A 16,094-nucleotide genomic window follows, 5' to 3' on the forward strand; every position below is an offset into this window, starting at 1 on the left:
GACGGGTGGCCGTACCGTGGGAGGGATGAGCAACACCGAGCGGACCCGCCCCCGTACCCTCGCCGAGGCACTGCGGAGTTGGGACGACGCTGCTCTCGGGCACCTGCTGCGGCACCGGCCCGATCTGGCGACGCCGATCCCTGCCGACACCGGCCAGCTGGCGGCGAGGGCGACCACCAACGCCTCCGCGGCCCGCGCGATCAACCGGCTGGACGAGTTCGGTGTCGACCTGCTGGAGGCGCTGTCGGCGCTGCCCGAGCCGGTGGACGTCGCCGGACTCGCCGCGGGTGTCGACCAGCCCGTCGAGATCGTCCAGCCCCGAGTGATCGAGCTGCTGGCGCTGGCGCTGGTCTGGGGCACCGAGGACGACCTACGCCCGATCAGAGCCGTGCACGAGCTGCTGGGCCCGACACCTGCTGGGCTGGGCCCTGTCACGACGCGGCACTTCGGTAACCTGGACAAGCTGATCGAAGAGGCCGGCCCGGAGGCACGGGAGGTGCTCGCCAAGCTCACCTGGGGGCCGCCGACCGGCACGGTGGAGAAGGCCGAGCGCCCGGTGACCATCGCCTCGGCGAAGAGCCCGGTGGAGCAGCTGCTCGCGCGCGGGCTCGTCGTACCGAAGGACCCGACGACCGTCGTACTGCCTCGGCAGATCGGTCTGCACCTACGCGGTGGACGCGTGCTGCCGTCGACCCGGCCCACTCCTCCGCCGCTGGACGGCAAGCAGGTGTCGGCGTCGATCGCGGACCGGGCTGCTGCTGGTGCCGCGCTGGACCTGGTCCGGCTGGTCGACCGCGCGCTGGAGCAGCTGGGCACCGAGCCACCGCCCGTACTGCGGACCGGCGGCATCGGAGTCCGTGAGCTGCGCTCGCTCGCCGGGCGGATCGGTGTCGAGGAGCAGACCGCCGGCGCGGTGCTGGAGATCGCGTACGCCGCCGGCCTGGTCGCCGCTGTCGAGGTCGGCTCCAGCGACCTGTGGCTGCCGACCGGCGCGTACGACGACTGGCTGGAGCTCGACACCGCGCACCGCTGGGCTCAGCTGGTCATCGCTTGGCACACGGGCCTGCGGGCGATCGGTCTGATCGGCCGGCGCGACAGCGGCGGCGCGACTGCTGCTGCGCGCGAGCGACTGGTCAACGCGCTGGCACCAGACCTGGAGCGCCTGCTGGCGCCGGAGGTGCGTCAGCTGACGTTGGAGGCGCTGGCCGAAGCGGAAGCGGGCTCAGCGCCGGCGACCGAGTCGGTGGTGACCTGGGTGGCCTGGCATCGGCCGCGGCGCGGTGGGCAGTTCCGGGACGACCTGGTCGAGTGGACGCTGACGGAGGCCGCGCTGCTGGGGCTGACAGGGCTTGGCTCACTGAGTGCTCATGCGCGGCCGTTGCTGGACGAGGAGCCGACCGCGGACGACTTGGCCGCGGCGATCGAGCCGATGGTGCCCGCGCCGGTGACGGAGTTCCTGCTGCAGGCTGACCTGACCGCCGTCGCGCCTGGGCCGCTGGTGCGGTCCGTGCAGGACGACCTGGCGGCGATGGCCGATGCTGAGTCGCACGGTGGTGGTGGGGTCTTCCGCTTCAGTGAGAGCTCGGTACGGCGTGCGTTCGACATGGGCCGGACCAGCGACCAGCTGCACAAGTGGCTGGCCGAGCACTCGCGTACGCCGGTGCCGCAGCCGCTGACCTACCTGATCGACGACGTCGCGCGGCGGCACGGCGTACTGCGGATCGGTACGGCGACGACGTACCTGCGCTGCGACGACGAGGACGTGCTGACGCACCTGCTCAACTCGAACCTGCCCGGTGTGCGCTTCCGCCGGCTCGCGCCGACGGTCGTGGTCTCGCCGTCACCGCCGGACATGGTGCTGGCCCGCCTGCGCGAAGCCGGTCTCGCGCCGCTCGCGGAGACCTTCGACGGCGTCGTCCAGATCAGTACGGCGACCGCGCGCCGCGGTGACGCGCCGCGTCGGCGTACCAGCCGGGACTTCGTCGACACGCCGACCGAGCTCACCGAGGACCAGGTCAAGGCCGTGATCGAGAAGGTCCGCACCGGCGACCGCCTAGCCGCCGAACGCCCCGAGGACGCCGGCCAGGAACCGAGCGCCCCCGCCGAGACGATCAGCGTCCTCACCAACGCGGCCGAGTCCAGCAGCCGCACGTGGATCTCGTACGTCGACCACAACGGCAACGCCTCAGAACGCGTCGTCGAGCCGGTCCGAGTCGCCGACGGCTGGCTCACGGCGTACGACGACGGGGCCGACCAGCCCCGCACCTACGCCCTCCACAGGATCGCGACCGCCCGCCCGGTCTAGAAGAGCGCGTCCTGCTCGATCTCTGGTGGTGGCAATGCTTCCACGGGTTCGAGTGGGACGGAGAGCTGGGCAGCAGGTTCAGCGGCTTTGAGGGACCAGCCCGCGAGCAGGTAGGTGTCCAGCAGGACCACGCCGGCCGACGTCCGCAGGTAGACATCTCCGGCGATCGTGCAGGCGATCTCACCGCTGAGCGTGCTGCCGGCGGTTGGTGAGCGCAGGGCGGCGTCGGGGTGGAGCCCGTCGGCAGGTAGACCGTAGGCGGTGGTGTGATCGCGGATCGGTGACTCGGAGCGGGTCTGGCCTTCCGGCCACTCCAGCTGAGCTGCTCGGTTGGTCAGGTCGGTCAGGGCGGCGGTGCGCTCGGCAACAGCAACCGGACGGCCGCGGGCAGCGCGCTTGCGGGTGGTGGAGACCCGGTCCGGCAGACCGAGGGTGGTCATCAGCAGGTTCTCGATGCGCCGGGCGCCCAGCAACGAGCCGCTGGAGATGAACGTCGACGACAACGCGCCCTGCTCCAGCAACCTTGCCTCGCCACGCTCGGTCGCCGTGATGCCGACCTTCACCACGCTCCCGTGGTGCGCGAGGTACACCGAGAACGACCGCGGATCGTCCAGCCGTGTATCGGCCGCGATCGAGTTGGACCGCTCCATCGCCTGACAGTCGGGGCACTGCGGACTCCGGCTCGTCGGCTCCAGGACCGTCGCGGTCGAGCACGCCAGCCGCCGCCCCGACCGCCAGATCCCGATGCACCGCCGGTCCACCCCGAACACGAACGCCAGCTCGGCACCGACGATCAGCGGACTGACCTTCCCCGTGGCCCACTCCAGCTGCGCTTCCTCACCACTCCACAGCAGCCCGGTCACCCGCATGCGCGAAAGCTACAGCAGCCCGCCGACAGCCTCAGGACACCGGCGCCAGCAGCAACCCGGTGATCGCGTCGGTCAGCCCAGTGGCCAGCCGGGACCAGGTCGGACTAGGCGTCGGCACACCCTCCGCAACAGCTCGCTCGTACTCAGCACACGTGTGCACGATCAGGTGCCGAGCCATTTCACCCCGCTCAGCCCGCACAGTCGCCGGTACGGCGGGCAGACACGTGTTCAACCCGTCCCGCACCTGCTGGAGCTGCGGCGACGTCATCGCCTCCTCGACGATGATCTGTCGCAGCGCCGGGTCGGTCATCACCTGCGCGCCGAACCGCGCGTACCAGGTCGGCGTACTCAGCGTCCCCAGGTACTCCGGGTTCGGCCGGACCATGCACCCCACCCAGTCGCGCAGCTGCGGCTCGGCCGGCAGCTCGGCCAGCATCTGCGCGCGGATCCGCTCGATCGGCTCGCTGTGCCGCCGTACGACGGCCCGCACCAGGTCGGCCTTGGTCCCGAAGTGGTACCCGACCGCGGTGTTGTTGCCCTGGCCGGCGGCCTCGCTGATCTGCCGGTTGGAGACCGCGCCGACGCCGTGCTCGGCGAACAGCCGCTCGGCGGCGGCCAGGATCAGCTCGCGTGTCTGCTGCGCCCGGACTGCCATCGCCCCACCCTGCCCCAGTTGTTCGCCGCTTGTCGGCATCAGATTGCCGATTCGCTTGCTTTAAGTCAACTGACTGACTTACGGTTAGTTGTATTCCGCAACCAAACATCCCCGCCCAGAGGCCCCTGCATGTCCGCTGTCCCTGCCGCGCCGCGCCCCAACGCGGTGGTCGCCGCGCTGGCCTGCGCCGGCATCACGGTCTCGCTGATGCAGACCCTGATCATCCCGCTGGTCCCGCAGCTCCCGGCCCTGCTGCACGCCACCCCGAGCGACGCCACCTGGGCGATCACCGCCACCCTGCTGGCCGGTGCGATCGCGACGCCGATGATCGGCCGGCTCGGTGACATGTACGGCAAGCGCCGGATGCTGCTGCTCAGCCTGAGCATGCTGGTGATCGGCTCGATCATCGGCGCGCTGAGCGACTCGCTGACCCCGATGATCGTCGCCCGCACGCTGCAGGGCCTGTCCGCCGGCGTCATCCCGCTCGGCATCAGCATCATGCGCGACGAGCTCCCGTCGGACCGGCTCGGCACGTCCATCGCGCTGATGAGCGCCTCACTGGGCATCGGCAGCGCGCTGGGTCTACCGGCGGCCGCACTGATCGCCGAGTACACCAACTGGCACGTGCTGTTCTGGACTGCTGCCGCAGCCGGTGCACTGGTGCTCGGCGTGGTCGTCGCGCTCGTACCGGAGTCCTCCGTACGCAGCGGAGGCCGCTTCGACGTACTCGGCGCGGTCGGACTGTCCGTCGGGCTCTTCTGCCTCCTGCTGGCGATCTCCAAGGGCGCTGACTGGGGCTGGGGCAGCGGACTGACCGACAGCCTGTTCGCGGCCGCCGTACTGGTCCTGGTGCTGTGGGGCTGGTACGAGCTGCGCACCAAGCAGCCGCTGGTCGACCTGCGGACCACTGCGCGCCGCCAGGTGCTGCTGACCAACATCGCCTCGGCAGTGTTCGGCTTCGCGATGTTCGCCATGTCGCTGGTGCTCCCGCAGCTGCTGCAGCTGCCGAAGGCCACCGGGTACGGGCTGGGCCGCTCGATGCTCGCCGTCGGCCTGGTGCTGGCGCCGTCCGGCCTGGTGATGATGGCGACCGCTCCCCTGTCCGCCAAGATCTCTCGCACCCGCGGCCCGAAGGTCACGCTGATGCTCGGCGCGGTGATCGTCGCGCTCGGCTACGGCCTGGGCATCGTGATGATGTCGGAGGTCTGGCAGCTGGTCGTGATCGCCGCGGTGATCGGCGCCGGCATCGGTCTGGCGTACGGCGCGATGCCGGGGCTCATCATGGCCGCCGTACCGGTCTCCGAGACGGCCGCCGCGAACAGCCTGAACACCCTGATGCGGTCCATCGGAACGTCGGTCTCCAGCGCCGTCGCCGGACTCGTGCTGGCGCAGGTGACCATCTCGTTCGGCGGCTTCCAGGTGCCGTCGCAGAACGGGTTCCGGCTGATCCTCGCGATCGGCTGCGGGGCGTCGCTGCTGGCGCTGGTGATCGCGGCGTTCCTGCCCAAGCACACGCCGCCGGTGGTCCAGCCGGCCGTCGTACCGGGTGCTCTCGAGGCTGACCCCGTCGGCTGATTTGCCGGACGAGGCACAATGGAGGGTCGGGCAGGGTGATCCTGCCCGGCTCACCTCGAATCACACCGTCTGACGGGAGATGTTGCGTGACCGACGGACCGTTGATCGTGCAGTCCGACAAGACCCTGCTGCTGGAGACCGCGCACCCGGACTCGAACGACTGCCGCAAGGCGATCGCCCCCTTCGCGGAGCTGGAGCGGGCGCCGGAGCACGTGCACACCTACCGACTGACTCCGCTCGGCCTGTGGAACGCACGGGCCGCCGGGCACGACGCGGAGCAGGTGATCGACGTCCTGCTGCGCTACAGCCGCTACCCGGTCCCGCACTCGCTGCTGGTCGACATCGCCGAGACACTCGACCGGTACGGCCGGCTGCGGCTGGAGAAGCACCCGGATCACGGTCTGGTCCTGGTCACGACGGACCGGCCGGTGCTGGAGGAGGTGCTGCGCTCCGCCAAGATCAAGCCGCTGCTGGGCGACCGGATCGACGACGACATGGTGCTGGTGCACCCGTCCGAGCGTGGCCACCTGAAGCAGACCCTGCTGAAGCTGGGCTGGCCCGCCGAGGACCTGGCCGGGTACGTCGACGGCGAGAAGCACAAGATCGACCTGGTCAACGACGGCTGGGAGATGCGGCCGTACCAGCAGCAGGCAGTCGACTCGTTCTGGCACGGCGGCTCGGGCGTCGTCGTACTGCCCTGTGGGGCCGGTAAGACGATCGTCGGCGCGGCCGCGATGGCACAGGCCTCGGCGACCACGCTGATCCTGGTCACCAACACGGTGTCGGCGCGGCAGTGGAAGGACGAGCTGCTCAAGCGGACCAGCCTCACCGAGGACGAGATCGGCGAGTACTCCGGCGCCCGCAAGGAGATCCGGCCGGTCACCATCGCGACGTACCAGGTGATGACGACCCGCCGGAAGGGCGTCTACTCGCACCTGGAGGTGTTCGACGCCCGCGACTGGGGCCTGATCGTGTACGACGAGGTGCACCTGCTACCGGCGCCGATCTTCCGGATGACGGCGGACCTGCAAACGCGGCGGCGGATCGGCCTGACCGCGACGCTGGTCCGCGAGGACGGCCGCGAGGGCGACGTGTTCTCGCTGATCGGCCCGAAGCGGTACGACGCGCCGTGGAAGGACATCGAGGCGCAGGGCTGGATCGCACCGGCCGACTGTGTCGAGGTGCGCGTCGACCTGGAGCAGACCGAGCGGTTCGTCTACGCGACGGCCGAGCCCGAGGACCGGTACCGGCTGGCCGCGTCGACCCCGGCCAAGTCGCGGCTGGTCCGGCGGATCGCCGACCACCACAAGGGCGAGCCGATGCTGGTGATCGGCCAGTACATCGACCAGCTGGACGAGCTCGGCGAGCGGCTGGAGTGCCCGGTGATCAAGGGCGAGACGACGGTCAAGGAGCGCCAGCGGTTGTTCCAGGCGTTCCGGACCGGCGAGATCGACCGCCTGGTGGTCAGCAAGGTCGCCAACTTCTCCATCGACCTGCCGGAGGCCTCGGTCGCCGTACAGGTATCTGGGACGTTCGGCTCGCGGCAGGAGGAGGCCCAGCGCCTCGGTCGCGTCCTGCGGCCGAAGGGTGACGGGCGGACGGCGCGCTTCTACTCGATCGTCGCCCGGGACACCGTCGACGCCGAGTTCGCCGCCCACCGCCAGCGTTTTCTGGCCGAGCAGGGCTACGCGTACACGATCGTGGACGCGGAAAACCTCTTCGCCTAGAGCAAGTCGTCGCAGGGGATCAGCGGGCAAGGGACCCGTTTGAGGTAGGGGCCCATAGAGCGGTCGCCGGTGGCGGCGGCCGCTGCCGCTGTCCAGTGGTCCCGGCCGATCACGACCGGGTAGCCGGCGAACCCGTTGAAGCCTGCCCGAGCCAGGGCCGCTATGCCGGGGGCGCCTGCCGCGTCGGCGCCGGTCGCGGCGGCCTCGGCCACTCGCCGGAGTACGGCCGGGCCCACCTCCGGGCGGTCGACCATGTGGAAGAGGGCTGTCGGAGAGTCGGTCTGCTCGGCCCAGGCGAAGCCGGCCTTGACCGAGTGGGACAGGCCGTCGGACCAGTCCGGCGACGGTACGAGGGTGACGTCCTCCCCGGAGAGCAGGGCGACCACGTCCGGCGCGGCAGCGCCGACCACCACTCCGATCGGCCCGCAGCCGGCAGCTCGCAGGGTGGCCACAGTGGTGACGACCCACGGCGTACCGTCCGCCGCGCGCATCAGGCCGCCCGGCATCCCGAGCCTGGTCCCGGCGCCGGCCGCCAGCAGAACGCCCGCCAGATCTCCCATCCGGACAGTGTGGACTGTGATCTACGAGTCATCCAGGAATTGGCTCGCCACCGGCGTGGGTTGCACCCCAGGAGAGGGGGTGACGGGCCGGTGGCGGAGCGTGCCTCGGGGGTTGCCCAGGGCAACATCAGGGTCGAGCCTGGGCCATTCCGGAGGCCTCGGCCGGTACCGTCGAAAAGTATGGGGACACAGGCACTGGAGCCCGTCGGGCTGGGGGAACGCCATCGATCAGCAGGCCCGGTGGTCTGGCGAGTGGTCCGGGAAGCAGTCCTGCTGGCCACGCTCTTCCTGGTCTACAGCGCCGGCCGGCAGATCGCCGCCAAGCACACCGGCTCGGCCTTCGTCCACGCGGACCAGGTGCTGTCGCTCCAGCGCTGGCTGCACCTGCCGAGCGAGGTAGCGGTCCAGCAGCACGCACTGCAGGTCCCGCACCTGATCGAGGGCGCCAACCTGTACTACGCCTCGGTCCATGCGCCGCTCACCGCCATTGTCCTGCTCTGGTTGAGCATCTGGCGCCCCACGGCGTACTCCAGGGTGCGCTGGACGATCGTCTCGGTCACGGCACTCGCCCTGATCGGCCACATCGTGTATCCGCTGGCACCGCCGCGGATGATGCCCGGCTTCATCGACACCGGGTTGCTGTTCGGTCAGTCGGTCTACGGACCGGACCACTCCGACGGCGTGGCGAACCAGTTCGCCGCGATGCCGAGCCTGCACGTCGGCTGGGCCGCGCTGATCGCGCTGTCGATGATCCTGATCACCCGGACGAAGTGGCGCTGGCTGTGGCTGCTGCACCCGGTGATCACGTTCGGCGTGGTGGTAGTGACAGCGAACCACTACTGGATGGACGGCATCGTCGTCCTGGTGCTGCTGGCGGTCAGTCTGCCGCTGCTGCTGCGGCCCGGCCTGCGGGCCGCGGATAATTCGGTACCGCGGCCGGTGGCCGTCAAGTAACGTAGCGGGGCTCCCTGACCCGTCGACCGCTTAGCGGAGGTTCTGTCATGCCCCCCGACGATCCCACCCTCGACGACGAACGGTCCTACCTCGCCACCTCACGCGCCGCCCTCGCGGTGATGCGCGCGAAGACCGGGTCGCTGGAGATCGCCAGCGCGGACCCGGTGAACACCGAGTTCCTCAAGCAGGCGATCTGGCGGCGGATGAAGGAACTCGAGGACGACCCGGACGTGCCGCTGTTCTTCGGCCGCCTGGACTACCTCGAGCCCACGCCGGAGACCTTCCACATCGGCCGCCGGCACGTGAACGACGAGGCCGGCGAGCCGCTGGTGGTCGACTGGCGGGCCGAGATCTCGGTGCCGTTCTACCGAGCCAGCAAGACCGAGCCGATGGGCGTCGGCACCCGCCGGCGGTTCGGGTTCACGCACGGCGAGATGACGGCGTTCGAGGACGAGGACCTCACATCGACGACCGCCGCCGAGGAGCACAGCAACATCCTGGACGCGGAGATCGAGCGCCCGCGATCCGGCCCGATGCGCGACATCGTGGCGACCATCCAGCCCGAGCAGGACGTGATCGTCCGGGCCGGCGTCGAGCAGACCATCTGCGTCCAGGGCGCGCCGGGCACCGGGAAGACCGCCGTCGGGCTGCACCGCGCGGCGTACCTGCTCTATGCGTACCGCGACCAGTTGAGCCGCGCGGGCGTCCTGGTGGTCGGGCCGAACGCGAGCTTCCTGCGCTACATCGGCGACGTGCTCCCGGCGCTCGGCGAGATCGAGGCGAAGCAGACGACCGTCGAGGAGATGGTCGCCCGGGTGAAGATCGCCGGGCCGGGTCCGGCGCCGGTCGACGTGCTCAAGGGCGACGCCCGGATGGCCGAGGTGCTGCACCGGGCGGTCTGGTCGGGCATCCAACTGCCGAAGGAGTCGCTGGTGGTGCCGCGCGGCTCGCATCGGTGGCGCGTTCCGGCGTACGAGGCTGAGGAGCTGGTCTCCGAGCTACGCACCCGCGGCATCCGGTACGGCGCCGGCCGGGGGATGCTGCCGCAGCGGCTCGCGCACGCCGTACTGCTGCGCATGGAGGCGGCTGGGGACTCACCTGACGACCGGGTGCAGGACGCTGTCGCGCGGAGCCGTCCGGTGAAGCAGTACGCCGAGGCGCTGTGGCCTGCGGTCGATCCGGTGAAGCTGCTGTTCCGGCTGTTCACCGATGCGGACCTGCTGGCCGAGCATGCCGACGGAGTCCTCACCGAGGACGAGCAGCGACTCCTGCTGTGGGACAAGGCGCCGCGCTCGGCTGGAGCTGCCAGGTGGTCGGTCGCCGATGCCACGCTGATCGACGAGATCGCCGACCTGGTCGACCGGACGCCGAGCCTGGGTCACGTCGTACTGGACGAGGCGCAGGACCTGTCGGCCATGCAGCTGCGGGCTGTCGGGCGTCGCTGCTCGACCGGCTCGATGACTGTGCTCGGCGACATCGCGCAGGGCACCACACCGTGGGCCACACCGTCGTGGGACGAGGCACTGACCCACCTGGGCAAGTCTGGCGCTCACACTGAGGAGCTGACGGCGGGCTTCCGGGTCCCCGGTCAGGTGATCGAGTACGCCGCGCGGCTGCTGCCGCAAATCGCGCCGCACCTGACCCCACCGACCGCCGTACGGCGTGCGCGTGGTGAACTGACCATCACCCGAGTCGCCGACAGCCTCGCTGCTGCTGTCTCCACTGTCGCCGAGGTATCGGAGCGCCCTGGCTCGATCGGTTTGATCGTCCCCGACGCGCTCGTCGCCGACACCCGGAAAGCCCTGCAGGACAAGGGCATCACGTTCGCCGTCCTGGGCGACGAGGACGATGTCGAGACCCACCTGGACGTCGTACCAGCCGGCCTGGCCAAGGGCCTCGAGTTCGACCACGTAGTACTGGTAGAACCGGCCGCCATCGTTTCCGGCGAGGCCGACGAGCGCACAGGCCTCCGCCGCTTGTACGTCTGCCTCACCCGTGCAGTCACATCGCTGGCAGTCCTCCACGCCGAGGACCTCCCAGCGGTGCTGACTACTTGAGAAGCCGCAGGGGGCAGACGCACGCGCGAAGCGCGTAGCGTTCGGGGGCGCACCGCCCCTCCCCTTCCTCAGAAACCTCTGGAACCGCCTGAGCGTCTCGACGAGCGGCGGCTGGAGCCGCCTCCGCTGGAGCGGGTGCGGGAGGAGAAGGAGCGGCGGCGGGAGCTGCCTGAGCTCCAGCCTCCTCCGTCGGAGTCGTCGGAGTTGGAGCTGGAGGACCAGCTGCCGATCGACGTGCCGAGGTCCGAGGCGGCTCGGCCGAAGCGGGCGCCGGCTCGGCGGGAGGCCCAGCGGGCACGCATCTCGTTGCCGGCTCGGCGGGCGTCCTCGTCGGGGAACCACCAGCGACTCCCGTCGCCCCGCGACCAGTAGCCGTCGATGTACGACGCCAGTTCCTCACCCAGCGTCCAGTACGGCCGGGCCCGGTCCCGCACGGTCACCATGCGGATGTCCGGCTGCTCGTCAGCGGCCAGCCGGGCCGCGCACGCGTCGCAGACGTCGACGGCTCGCTCTCGGCCGCCCTCGGGAGTCCAGTTCGCCGAGCCGGTGCTCGGCCCGTGGCGCGGGTCGAAGAAGCAGGGAGCCGTCGGCTCCGGCATCGGCTTGCCAGCCCGTACGGCGTCCAGGCAGAGCAACCCGTAGCGAGCCGACCCGAGCAGCGTCGCCACGGCCTCGGTGTCACTGTCCCCCGAAGCCTCGTCAAGCCGGTGCCGCGCCTTCTCCACTGTGTCGAGCACATCCTTCGACAGCTTCGACTGCTGCGGGTCCGACGTCGTCGGCAGCCCGGACACGTGCTGCGAGAGCGCGATGATCTCCTCGTTCAGCAGCGGCTTGGTGATCTCCAGGTGCTGCTGCTCCTCCTTGCGACGAGCACGGCGAGCGCCCAGCGTGGTCACGCCCCACCAGAGCCCGCCCAGCCCGGCAGCTCCACCCGCCCACGGTGCCGCGTCGATGTAGAACGGCTTGTTGATCTCCTGCCCCCGCTGGATGAACCGCTCGAGCATCTCCTCGTAGTCCGGCGCACAGCAGTCCACCGCCTGGTCGACCGCGCTCCCCACGTGGTACGTCGGCCCCTTGTCGGCCCGCTGCACCGCGTGGAACCCGCGGCCGGCCGACTCCGACCGCGCATCGACCAGTACGGCGTACACGCCCTCCACGCCGACCCGGTCGTACAGCTGGTCGGCGATCTCCTCGCCCTCCCATGCCAGCCGCGTGGACGACGAGAAGCTGCTCGGCGCGACGTTGATCGCCGACGCCGGGATGACGGCGATCCGCATCGGCGCCGCCGACGCCTTCGCCGCCGCGTCCAGCTCGGCCGTCTCCCGCGCGGTCAGCTTCTTCACGCTCGAGTCGACCCACAGCCCGGGCGAACCGAGGGCCGCGGCGACTTTGTCCAGGTAGAGGCCGGCCTTCCCCATCGCCCTCCGCTTGTCCCCCGCCGTGTCGGGCGGGGTGTAGCGGTAGGTCGGCCGGGTCCTGGTCGCGCTGGGCTTACCAGGGGTCGGCTTGGTCGCACTGGGCTTGCCAGGCGTCGGCGTCGGGGTGGCGGCGTGGCCGGCAGTCACCGGAAGAGCAGTCAGGACCAGCGCCGCCAGGAGCAGCGGCAGGCGGACGCCGTACCGGACGTACTTGCGGGGCGGGTTCATCGGGTTCCTCCCGAGAGGCGGGCTTGGCAGGCGGCGCAGACAGGGACCTCGCGGGCCTTGCCGGCTGGCGGGGTGTACATCCAGTCCGTCACGGAGGTCCCGTGCGAGGAGTCGAAGAAGCAGAGCGCGCGGCGGGCCGGCTTCGGCGTACCGGCGACGAGTGCCTGGGCGCAGGCGAGCCGCCAGCGCCCGTACTCGACCGTCCTCCGCACCTCACGCAGCTGGTCGTCAGTCGGCGACGCGTCGACCACTCGCCCGGCGTCGGCGTACGCATCCATCGCCGCCTGCACGTCCGCTCCAGTGTCCACGCCGTCCAGACGCACGTCGGCGGCATCCAGTTCCTCGCCGAAGCGCGTCACGTCCTCCCGCGCCAGTGCCTGCCGCTCCTCCAGCGTGTCCGCCTCGTCCGGCAGTACGTCGTACGACGGCCGGTAGAGCGCGGGGCCTTCGTCCTTGCCCGGCCGGCGCTTCCACCACCAGAACCCCAGACCGCCGACGACTGCCACCACAACGAGCACCAGCACCCACACCGGGAAGCCGGACTGGGCGGCCTTCGGCACGTCCATCTGGTCCAGCACCCCGTTCAGCGTGCCCACCGGGTCGGACCGGCTGTGCTTGCCCAGCTCCTCGGTGAGGATCTCCGCAATCGGTGTGTTCACCCCGACCGCACTCCCCCACACGATCGATCCGCCGAACACGACGATGTAGACACCGTCCTGGCGCCGCAGGTCCACCACCTGGTCGACGTACACACGTGCAGCCTGCTCACGCGTCCCCGTGGTCGCGAGCGAAGCCGCCGGCACCACAGCGATCCGGATGGCCTGGTCCTGACCCTCCACCCGGTCAGCGAGCTGCTTGGCCTCCTCGTCGGGGACCAAGGCTCGCTGCGTCGGGTCGACGTACACCGGACTGCTGTCCCACCCCTGGACCACAGTGCTGGGACCGGTCAGGGGTGTGGTGAGCAGGAGCAGTCCGGCCAGAAAACGCATGCGCGCCAGCATGCCCCACCCGAGGTCCTAGTAGATCGACAGGGCGGTCAGCCGCACCTTCCCCCGGGACTGGGTGATCCTCACGCGGACCTGGTCCGTGGTCACCGGGCTGTCTAGCGCGAGGATCCGTTTGTGGCCGACAGCACCGAACGCGGCGACCTGCTTCCAGCCGCCCTGATCACGCACCTCGATCACCCCGGCCTCGACCTGCTGGCCGAAGCGGATGTCCTCGCCCAGCGACACTCTCCGAACCGTCGCCTTCGCAGGCAGCTGGACGGTCACCGTGCCCTCACCGCTGACCCGCGCACCCTTCGCCAGATCCCGCGGCATGTCAGCAGCGAGCTTGGCCCGCCACTCCGCCAGTCTGGTGACGTCCTGATCGTCCAGCCGTCCCCGACGGTCCGGTGGAATGTTGAGCAGCAGCACGGAGTTCCGGCCGACCGACTTGTAGTAGATGTCCGCCAGCTGTTCCACCGAGCGCGGCGACTGCTCCGGGTGGTGGAACCAGCCCTCCCGGATCGACACGTCCGACTCGGCCGGCCACCAGGCCAGCTGGGTCGCACCCGCGTCCCGCCCGGCCAGCAAGGCCTTCCGGCTGCCCTGGTCGGCGGCGGCGTACCCGAGTGCGTAGTCGGGCGAGCCGTTCGGCTTGGTGATCGTCGGTACGACGCTGAACTCGTCCGGCCGGGCCAGACCGGACTCGTTGCCGACCCACCGCACGTCCGGGCCGCTGACGGCGATCGTCGCCCGCGGAGCGAGCTTGCGGATCAGCTCGTACCAGCTGGGGAAGTCGTAGGTCTCCACCTTGTCCGGTGGGATCCGGCCCTGCGCTCCGTCGAACCAGACCTCGTCGACCTGCCCGTACTCGGTCAGCAGCTCGTACAGCTGGTTCAGCATGTAGGCGCCGTAGTCCGACGCGGTCAGCGTGTACTGCGGCAGGTCCTGCCCGGCCCGGTCGTCGCCGGGGAGCAGCGTCGGGATAGTGCGCGGGGTGTGCGCACTGCCGTTGGCGTAGACACCGTCGAGGTACTGGTTCTCGTCGGCCGGTGACAGGTACAGGCCGACCTTCAGCCCGTACTTGCGCATCGACTTCACGAACGCCGCGACCACATCGCCCTGGCCGCCCTGCCACGAGCTGGACGCGACACTGTGGTCGCTGTAGCGCGACGGGTAGAGCAGGAAACCGTCGTGGTGCTTCACGGTGAGGATGGCGAGCTTGAAGCCCGAGTCCCGCAGCGTGCGCGCCCACTGGTCGGTGTCCAGCCCGGTCGGCTGGAACAGGTTGGGGTCCTCGTCACCGTGTCCCCACTCCAGCCCGGTGAACGTGTTCACCCCGAAGTGCAGGAACGCCGTCTGCTCCATCCGCTGCCACTCCACCTGCCGCGGCTCCGGCCGGATCGCCGACGCCTTGGCCACCAGGGAGGTCACACACTCCCCCTCCGCCACCGGCATCGTCTGCGCGGGCTTCAGCTTGCCCACCACACACGGCAACGCCTTCAGCCCGGCCGACGGCTCACCGAAGTAACTGCTGACACCAACCCCGTACGCCGTACCGCGCGCACCGGTCAGCCACCGCACCTCGTCAACCGTCCCGCCGGCCACCTCCACACTCACCGCAGTCACCCCAGGCGCCTTCAACACATCAACCGTCCCGGCGTCGAGCGCCAACCCCAAGTAGTGGTACTCGACCCCTTCCTTCACCGAAGCCCTCGGCAGCCTCACCTCGGTGGTCTTGCCCCCAGCCCGCAACGCCACAGCATGCTTGCCCAGAGCAACCAACCGCACCTCACCCAACGCAATCAGCTCAGCCCCGCGATCAAGCAGGTCAGGCGACACCACAGTCTCCGCCAGCACCCCACCGTCGAGCTCCCCACGCCAGCTGACCCCACCACCGTCCAGCCGCAGCCGCCCAGGCTCAGTGATCCGCCCGGCAGCCTTCAGCTCCGAGGCCTTCTCCCCCAGCCCCGGCACGTATTCCCCTCGCTCAATCGTCCCCTCGAACCCCACGCTCACCTTGGCCGTAGACCCCACCGGCTTCGCCAGCCGCAGATCACCTGGGTTGAACGCCCCACTGAACGTCGCCAGCCGCACCTGCCGGACAGACCCCGCCAGACCACGCTGCAACGCCGACGGGTGCACTTCGTTGCCCACACCGATCTCCGCACCCGCATCGGCATGCCAGGTCGCCGTACCGGCCGTGCTGACCGCAGCAGGCAACTGTTGCCCGTCCAGGAACGCGTGCAGCGTCGCACCACCCCCGTCGACCTCGTAGGCCAGCGCCAGGACGTGCTGCTCACCGGCAGTCGGCACCGGGACGGACTGGACGACGTCCTGCCACTCCCCGTTGACCTCGGAGCTGAAGCCGTACTGGAGGTTGGTCCCGCTGTACCGGCCGAAGATCGCGCCGCCGACAGCCGTCACGGTCGCCAGACTGGCCTGCGCAGCAGCCGGAGTGAACGCCGTCTCGACCAGGAACGACCGCTGCACCGCGCCACCACTGATCGCCGTACCGGGCTGAAAGAGGACGCCGTCAGGCCCACCCGCGAGCACCAGCCCACGCGCCGGGTCCTGCGACTCGGCGCCGCTGCGACGGGTCAGCGTGCCGCCCATCACCTCACCGGTCGCCGCGGTGTAGGTGTGGCCGCTGGAGAACGAGCCACCGAACGACACGTCGAGCACATCAGGATCAGCTGCCACAGCGGGCACGGTACTCACCACTCCGATCAACAGGCTCATGGCCAGCAGGATGCGCATCCC

11 protein-coding genes are annotated in these 16,094 nt (G+C 70.3%); 5 read left to right on the plus strand and 6 right to left on the minus strand.

Annotation, left to right across the window (positions count from 1 at the left end; genetic code table 11):
- The first annotated feature begins 25 nt into the window (after positions 1 to 25).
- Positions 26 to 2,305, plus strand: coding sequence for a helicase-associated domain-containing protein (locus HDA39_RS23285; RefSeq protein WP_184798378.1), 2,280 nt, complete (start codon positions 26 to 28; stop codon positions 2,303 to 2,305).
- Here the strand turns inward: HDA39_RS23285 and HDA39_RS23290 are convergent.
- Both HDA39_RS23290 and HDA39_RS23295 read right to left on the minus strand, forming a co-directional pair.
- The gene (locus HDA39_RS23290) at positions 2,302 to 3,174 is read right to left on the minus strand and encodes a DUF2797 domain-containing protein (RefSeq protein ID WP_184798380.1); all 873 of its coding nucleotides are present in this window, start codon (positions 3,172 to 3,174) and stop codon (positions 2,302 to 2,304) included. The genes HDA39_RS23285 and HDA39_RS23290 overlap by 4 nt on opposite strands.
- Before the next feature lie 31 nt (positions 3,175 to 3,205).
- Entirely contained in the window at positions 3,206 to 3,829 is a 624-nt protein-coding gene (locus tag HDA39_RS23295) for a TetR/AcrR family transcriptional regulator (protein WP_184798382.1), read from the minus strand.
- Positions 3,830 to 3,958: 129 nt separating this feature from the next.
- Between HDA39_RS23295 and HDA39_RS23300 the strand changes: the two genes are divergently transcribed.
- Positions 3,959 to 5,404, plus strand: coding sequence for an MFS transporter (locus tag HDA39_RS23300; protein ID WP_184798384.1), 1,446 nt, complete (start codon positions 3,959 to 3,961; stop codon positions 5,402 to 5,404).
- An 86-nt stretch (positions 5,405 to 5,490) separates the two neighbouring features.
- On the plus strand, positions 5,491 to 7,131 hold the full coding sequence (locus tag HDA39_RS23305; RefSeq protein ID WP_184798386.1) for a DNA repair helicase XPB: 1,641 nt from the start codon (positions 5,491 to 5,493) through the stop codon (positions 7,129 to 7,131).
- Here the strand turns inward: HDA39_RS23305 and HDA39_RS23310 are convergent.
- Positions 7,128 to 7,691, minus strand: a complete 564-nt coding sequence (locus HDA39_RS23310) for a nucleotidyltransferase family protein (protein ID WP_184798388.1) — start codon at positions 7,689 to 7,691, stop codon at positions 7,128 to 7,130. The two genes, HDA39_RS23305 and HDA39_RS23310, sit on opposite strands and share 4 nt — an antisense overlap.
- A 180-nt stretch (positions 7,692 to 7,871) precedes the next feature.
- Between HDA39_RS23310 and HDA39_RS23315 the strand changes: the two genes are divergently transcribed.
- The gene (locus tag HDA39_RS23315) at positions 7,872 to 8,645 is read left to right on the plus strand and encodes a phosphatase PAP2 family protein (protein WP_184798390.1); all 774 of its coding nucleotides are present in this window, start codon (positions 7,872 to 7,874) and stop codon (positions 8,643 to 8,645) included.
- Between the two features lie 47 nt (positions 8,646 to 8,692).
- Entirely contained in the window at positions 8,693 to 10,702 is a 2,010-nt protein-coding gene (locus HDA39_RS23320) for a HelD family protein (protein ID WP_184798392.1), read from the plus strand.
- A gap of 68 nt (positions 10,703 to 10,770) precedes the next feature.
- Here HDA39_RS23320 and HDA39_RS23325 read toward each other — a convergent pair whose 3' ends face one another.
- Genes HDA39_RS23325 through HDA39_RS41880 form a run of 3 tightly spaced genes read right to left on the minus strand, consistent with a single transcriptional unit; the run spans position 10,771 to position 16,073 of the window.
- On the minus strand, positions 10,771 to 12,348 hold the full coding sequence (locus HDA39_RS23325; protein WP_184798394.1) for a hypothetical protein: 1,578 nt from the start codon (positions 12,346 to 12,348) through the stop codon (positions 10,771 to 10,773).
- Complete coding sequence (locus HDA39_RS23330; RefSeq protein WP_184798397.1) at positions 12,345 to 13,337, minus strand: hypothetical protein; 993 nt, start codon at positions 13,335 to 13,337, stop codon at positions 12,345 to 12,347. Before HDA39_RS23330 ends, HDA39_RS23325 begins: the two co-directional genes overlap by 4 nt.
- Positions 13,338 to 13,364: 27 nt before the next feature.
- Positions 13,365 to 16,073, minus strand: a complete 2,709-nt coding sequence (locus tag HDA39_RS41880) for an alpha-L-fucosidase (RefSeq protein WP_202893106.1) — start codon at positions 16,071 to 16,073, stop codon at positions 13,365 to 13,367.
- Positions 16,074 to 16,094 lie beyond the last annotated feature (21 nt).

The sequence above is a fragment of the Kribbella italica genome (assembly GCF_014205135.1).
GTDB lineage: Bacteria > Actinomycetota > Actinomycetes > Propionibacteriales > Kribbellaceae > Kribbella > Kribbella italica.

Coding starts and splice junctions, on each gene's coding strand:
- HDA39_RS23285 (WP_184798378.1), top strand. CDS start 26: ATGAGCAACACCGAGCGGACCCGCCCCCGTACCCTCGCCGAGGCACTG.
- HDA39_RS23290 (WP_184798380.1), bottom strand. CDS start 3,174: ATGCGGGTGACCGGGCTGCTGTGGAGTGGTGAGGAAGCGCAGCTGGAG.
- HDA39_RS23295 (WP_184798382.1), bottom strand. CDS start 3,829: ATGGCAGTCCGGGCGCAGCAGACACGCGAGCTGATCCTGGCCGCCGCC.
- HDA39_RS23300 (WP_184798384.1), top strand. CDS start 3,959: ATGTCCGCTGTCCCTGCCGCGCCGCGCCCCAACGCGGTGGTCGCCGCG.
- HDA39_RS23310 (WP_184798388.1), bottom strand. CDS start 7,691: ATGGGAGATCTGGCGGGCGTTCTGCTGGCGGCCGGCGCCGGGACCAGG.
- HDA39_RS23315 (WP_184798390.1), top strand. CDS start 7,872: ATGGGGACACAGGCACTGGAGCCCGTCGGGCTGGGGGAACGCCATCGA.
- HDA39_RS23320 (WP_184798392.1), top strand. CDS start 8,693: ATGCCCCCCGACGATCCCACCCTCGACGACGAACGGTCCTACCTCGCC.
- HDA39_RS23325 (WP_184798394.1), bottom strand. CDS start 12,348: ATGAACCCGCCCCGCAAGTACGTCCGGTACGGCGTCCGCCTGCCGCTG.
- HDA39_RS23330 (WP_184798397.1), bottom strand. CDS start 13,337: ATGCGTTTTCTGGCCGGACTGCTCCTGCTCACCACACCCCTGACCGGT.
- HDA39_RS41880 (WP_202893106.1), bottom strand. CDS start 16,073: ATGAGCCTGTTGATCGGAGTGGTGAGTACCGTGCCCGCTGTGGCAGCT.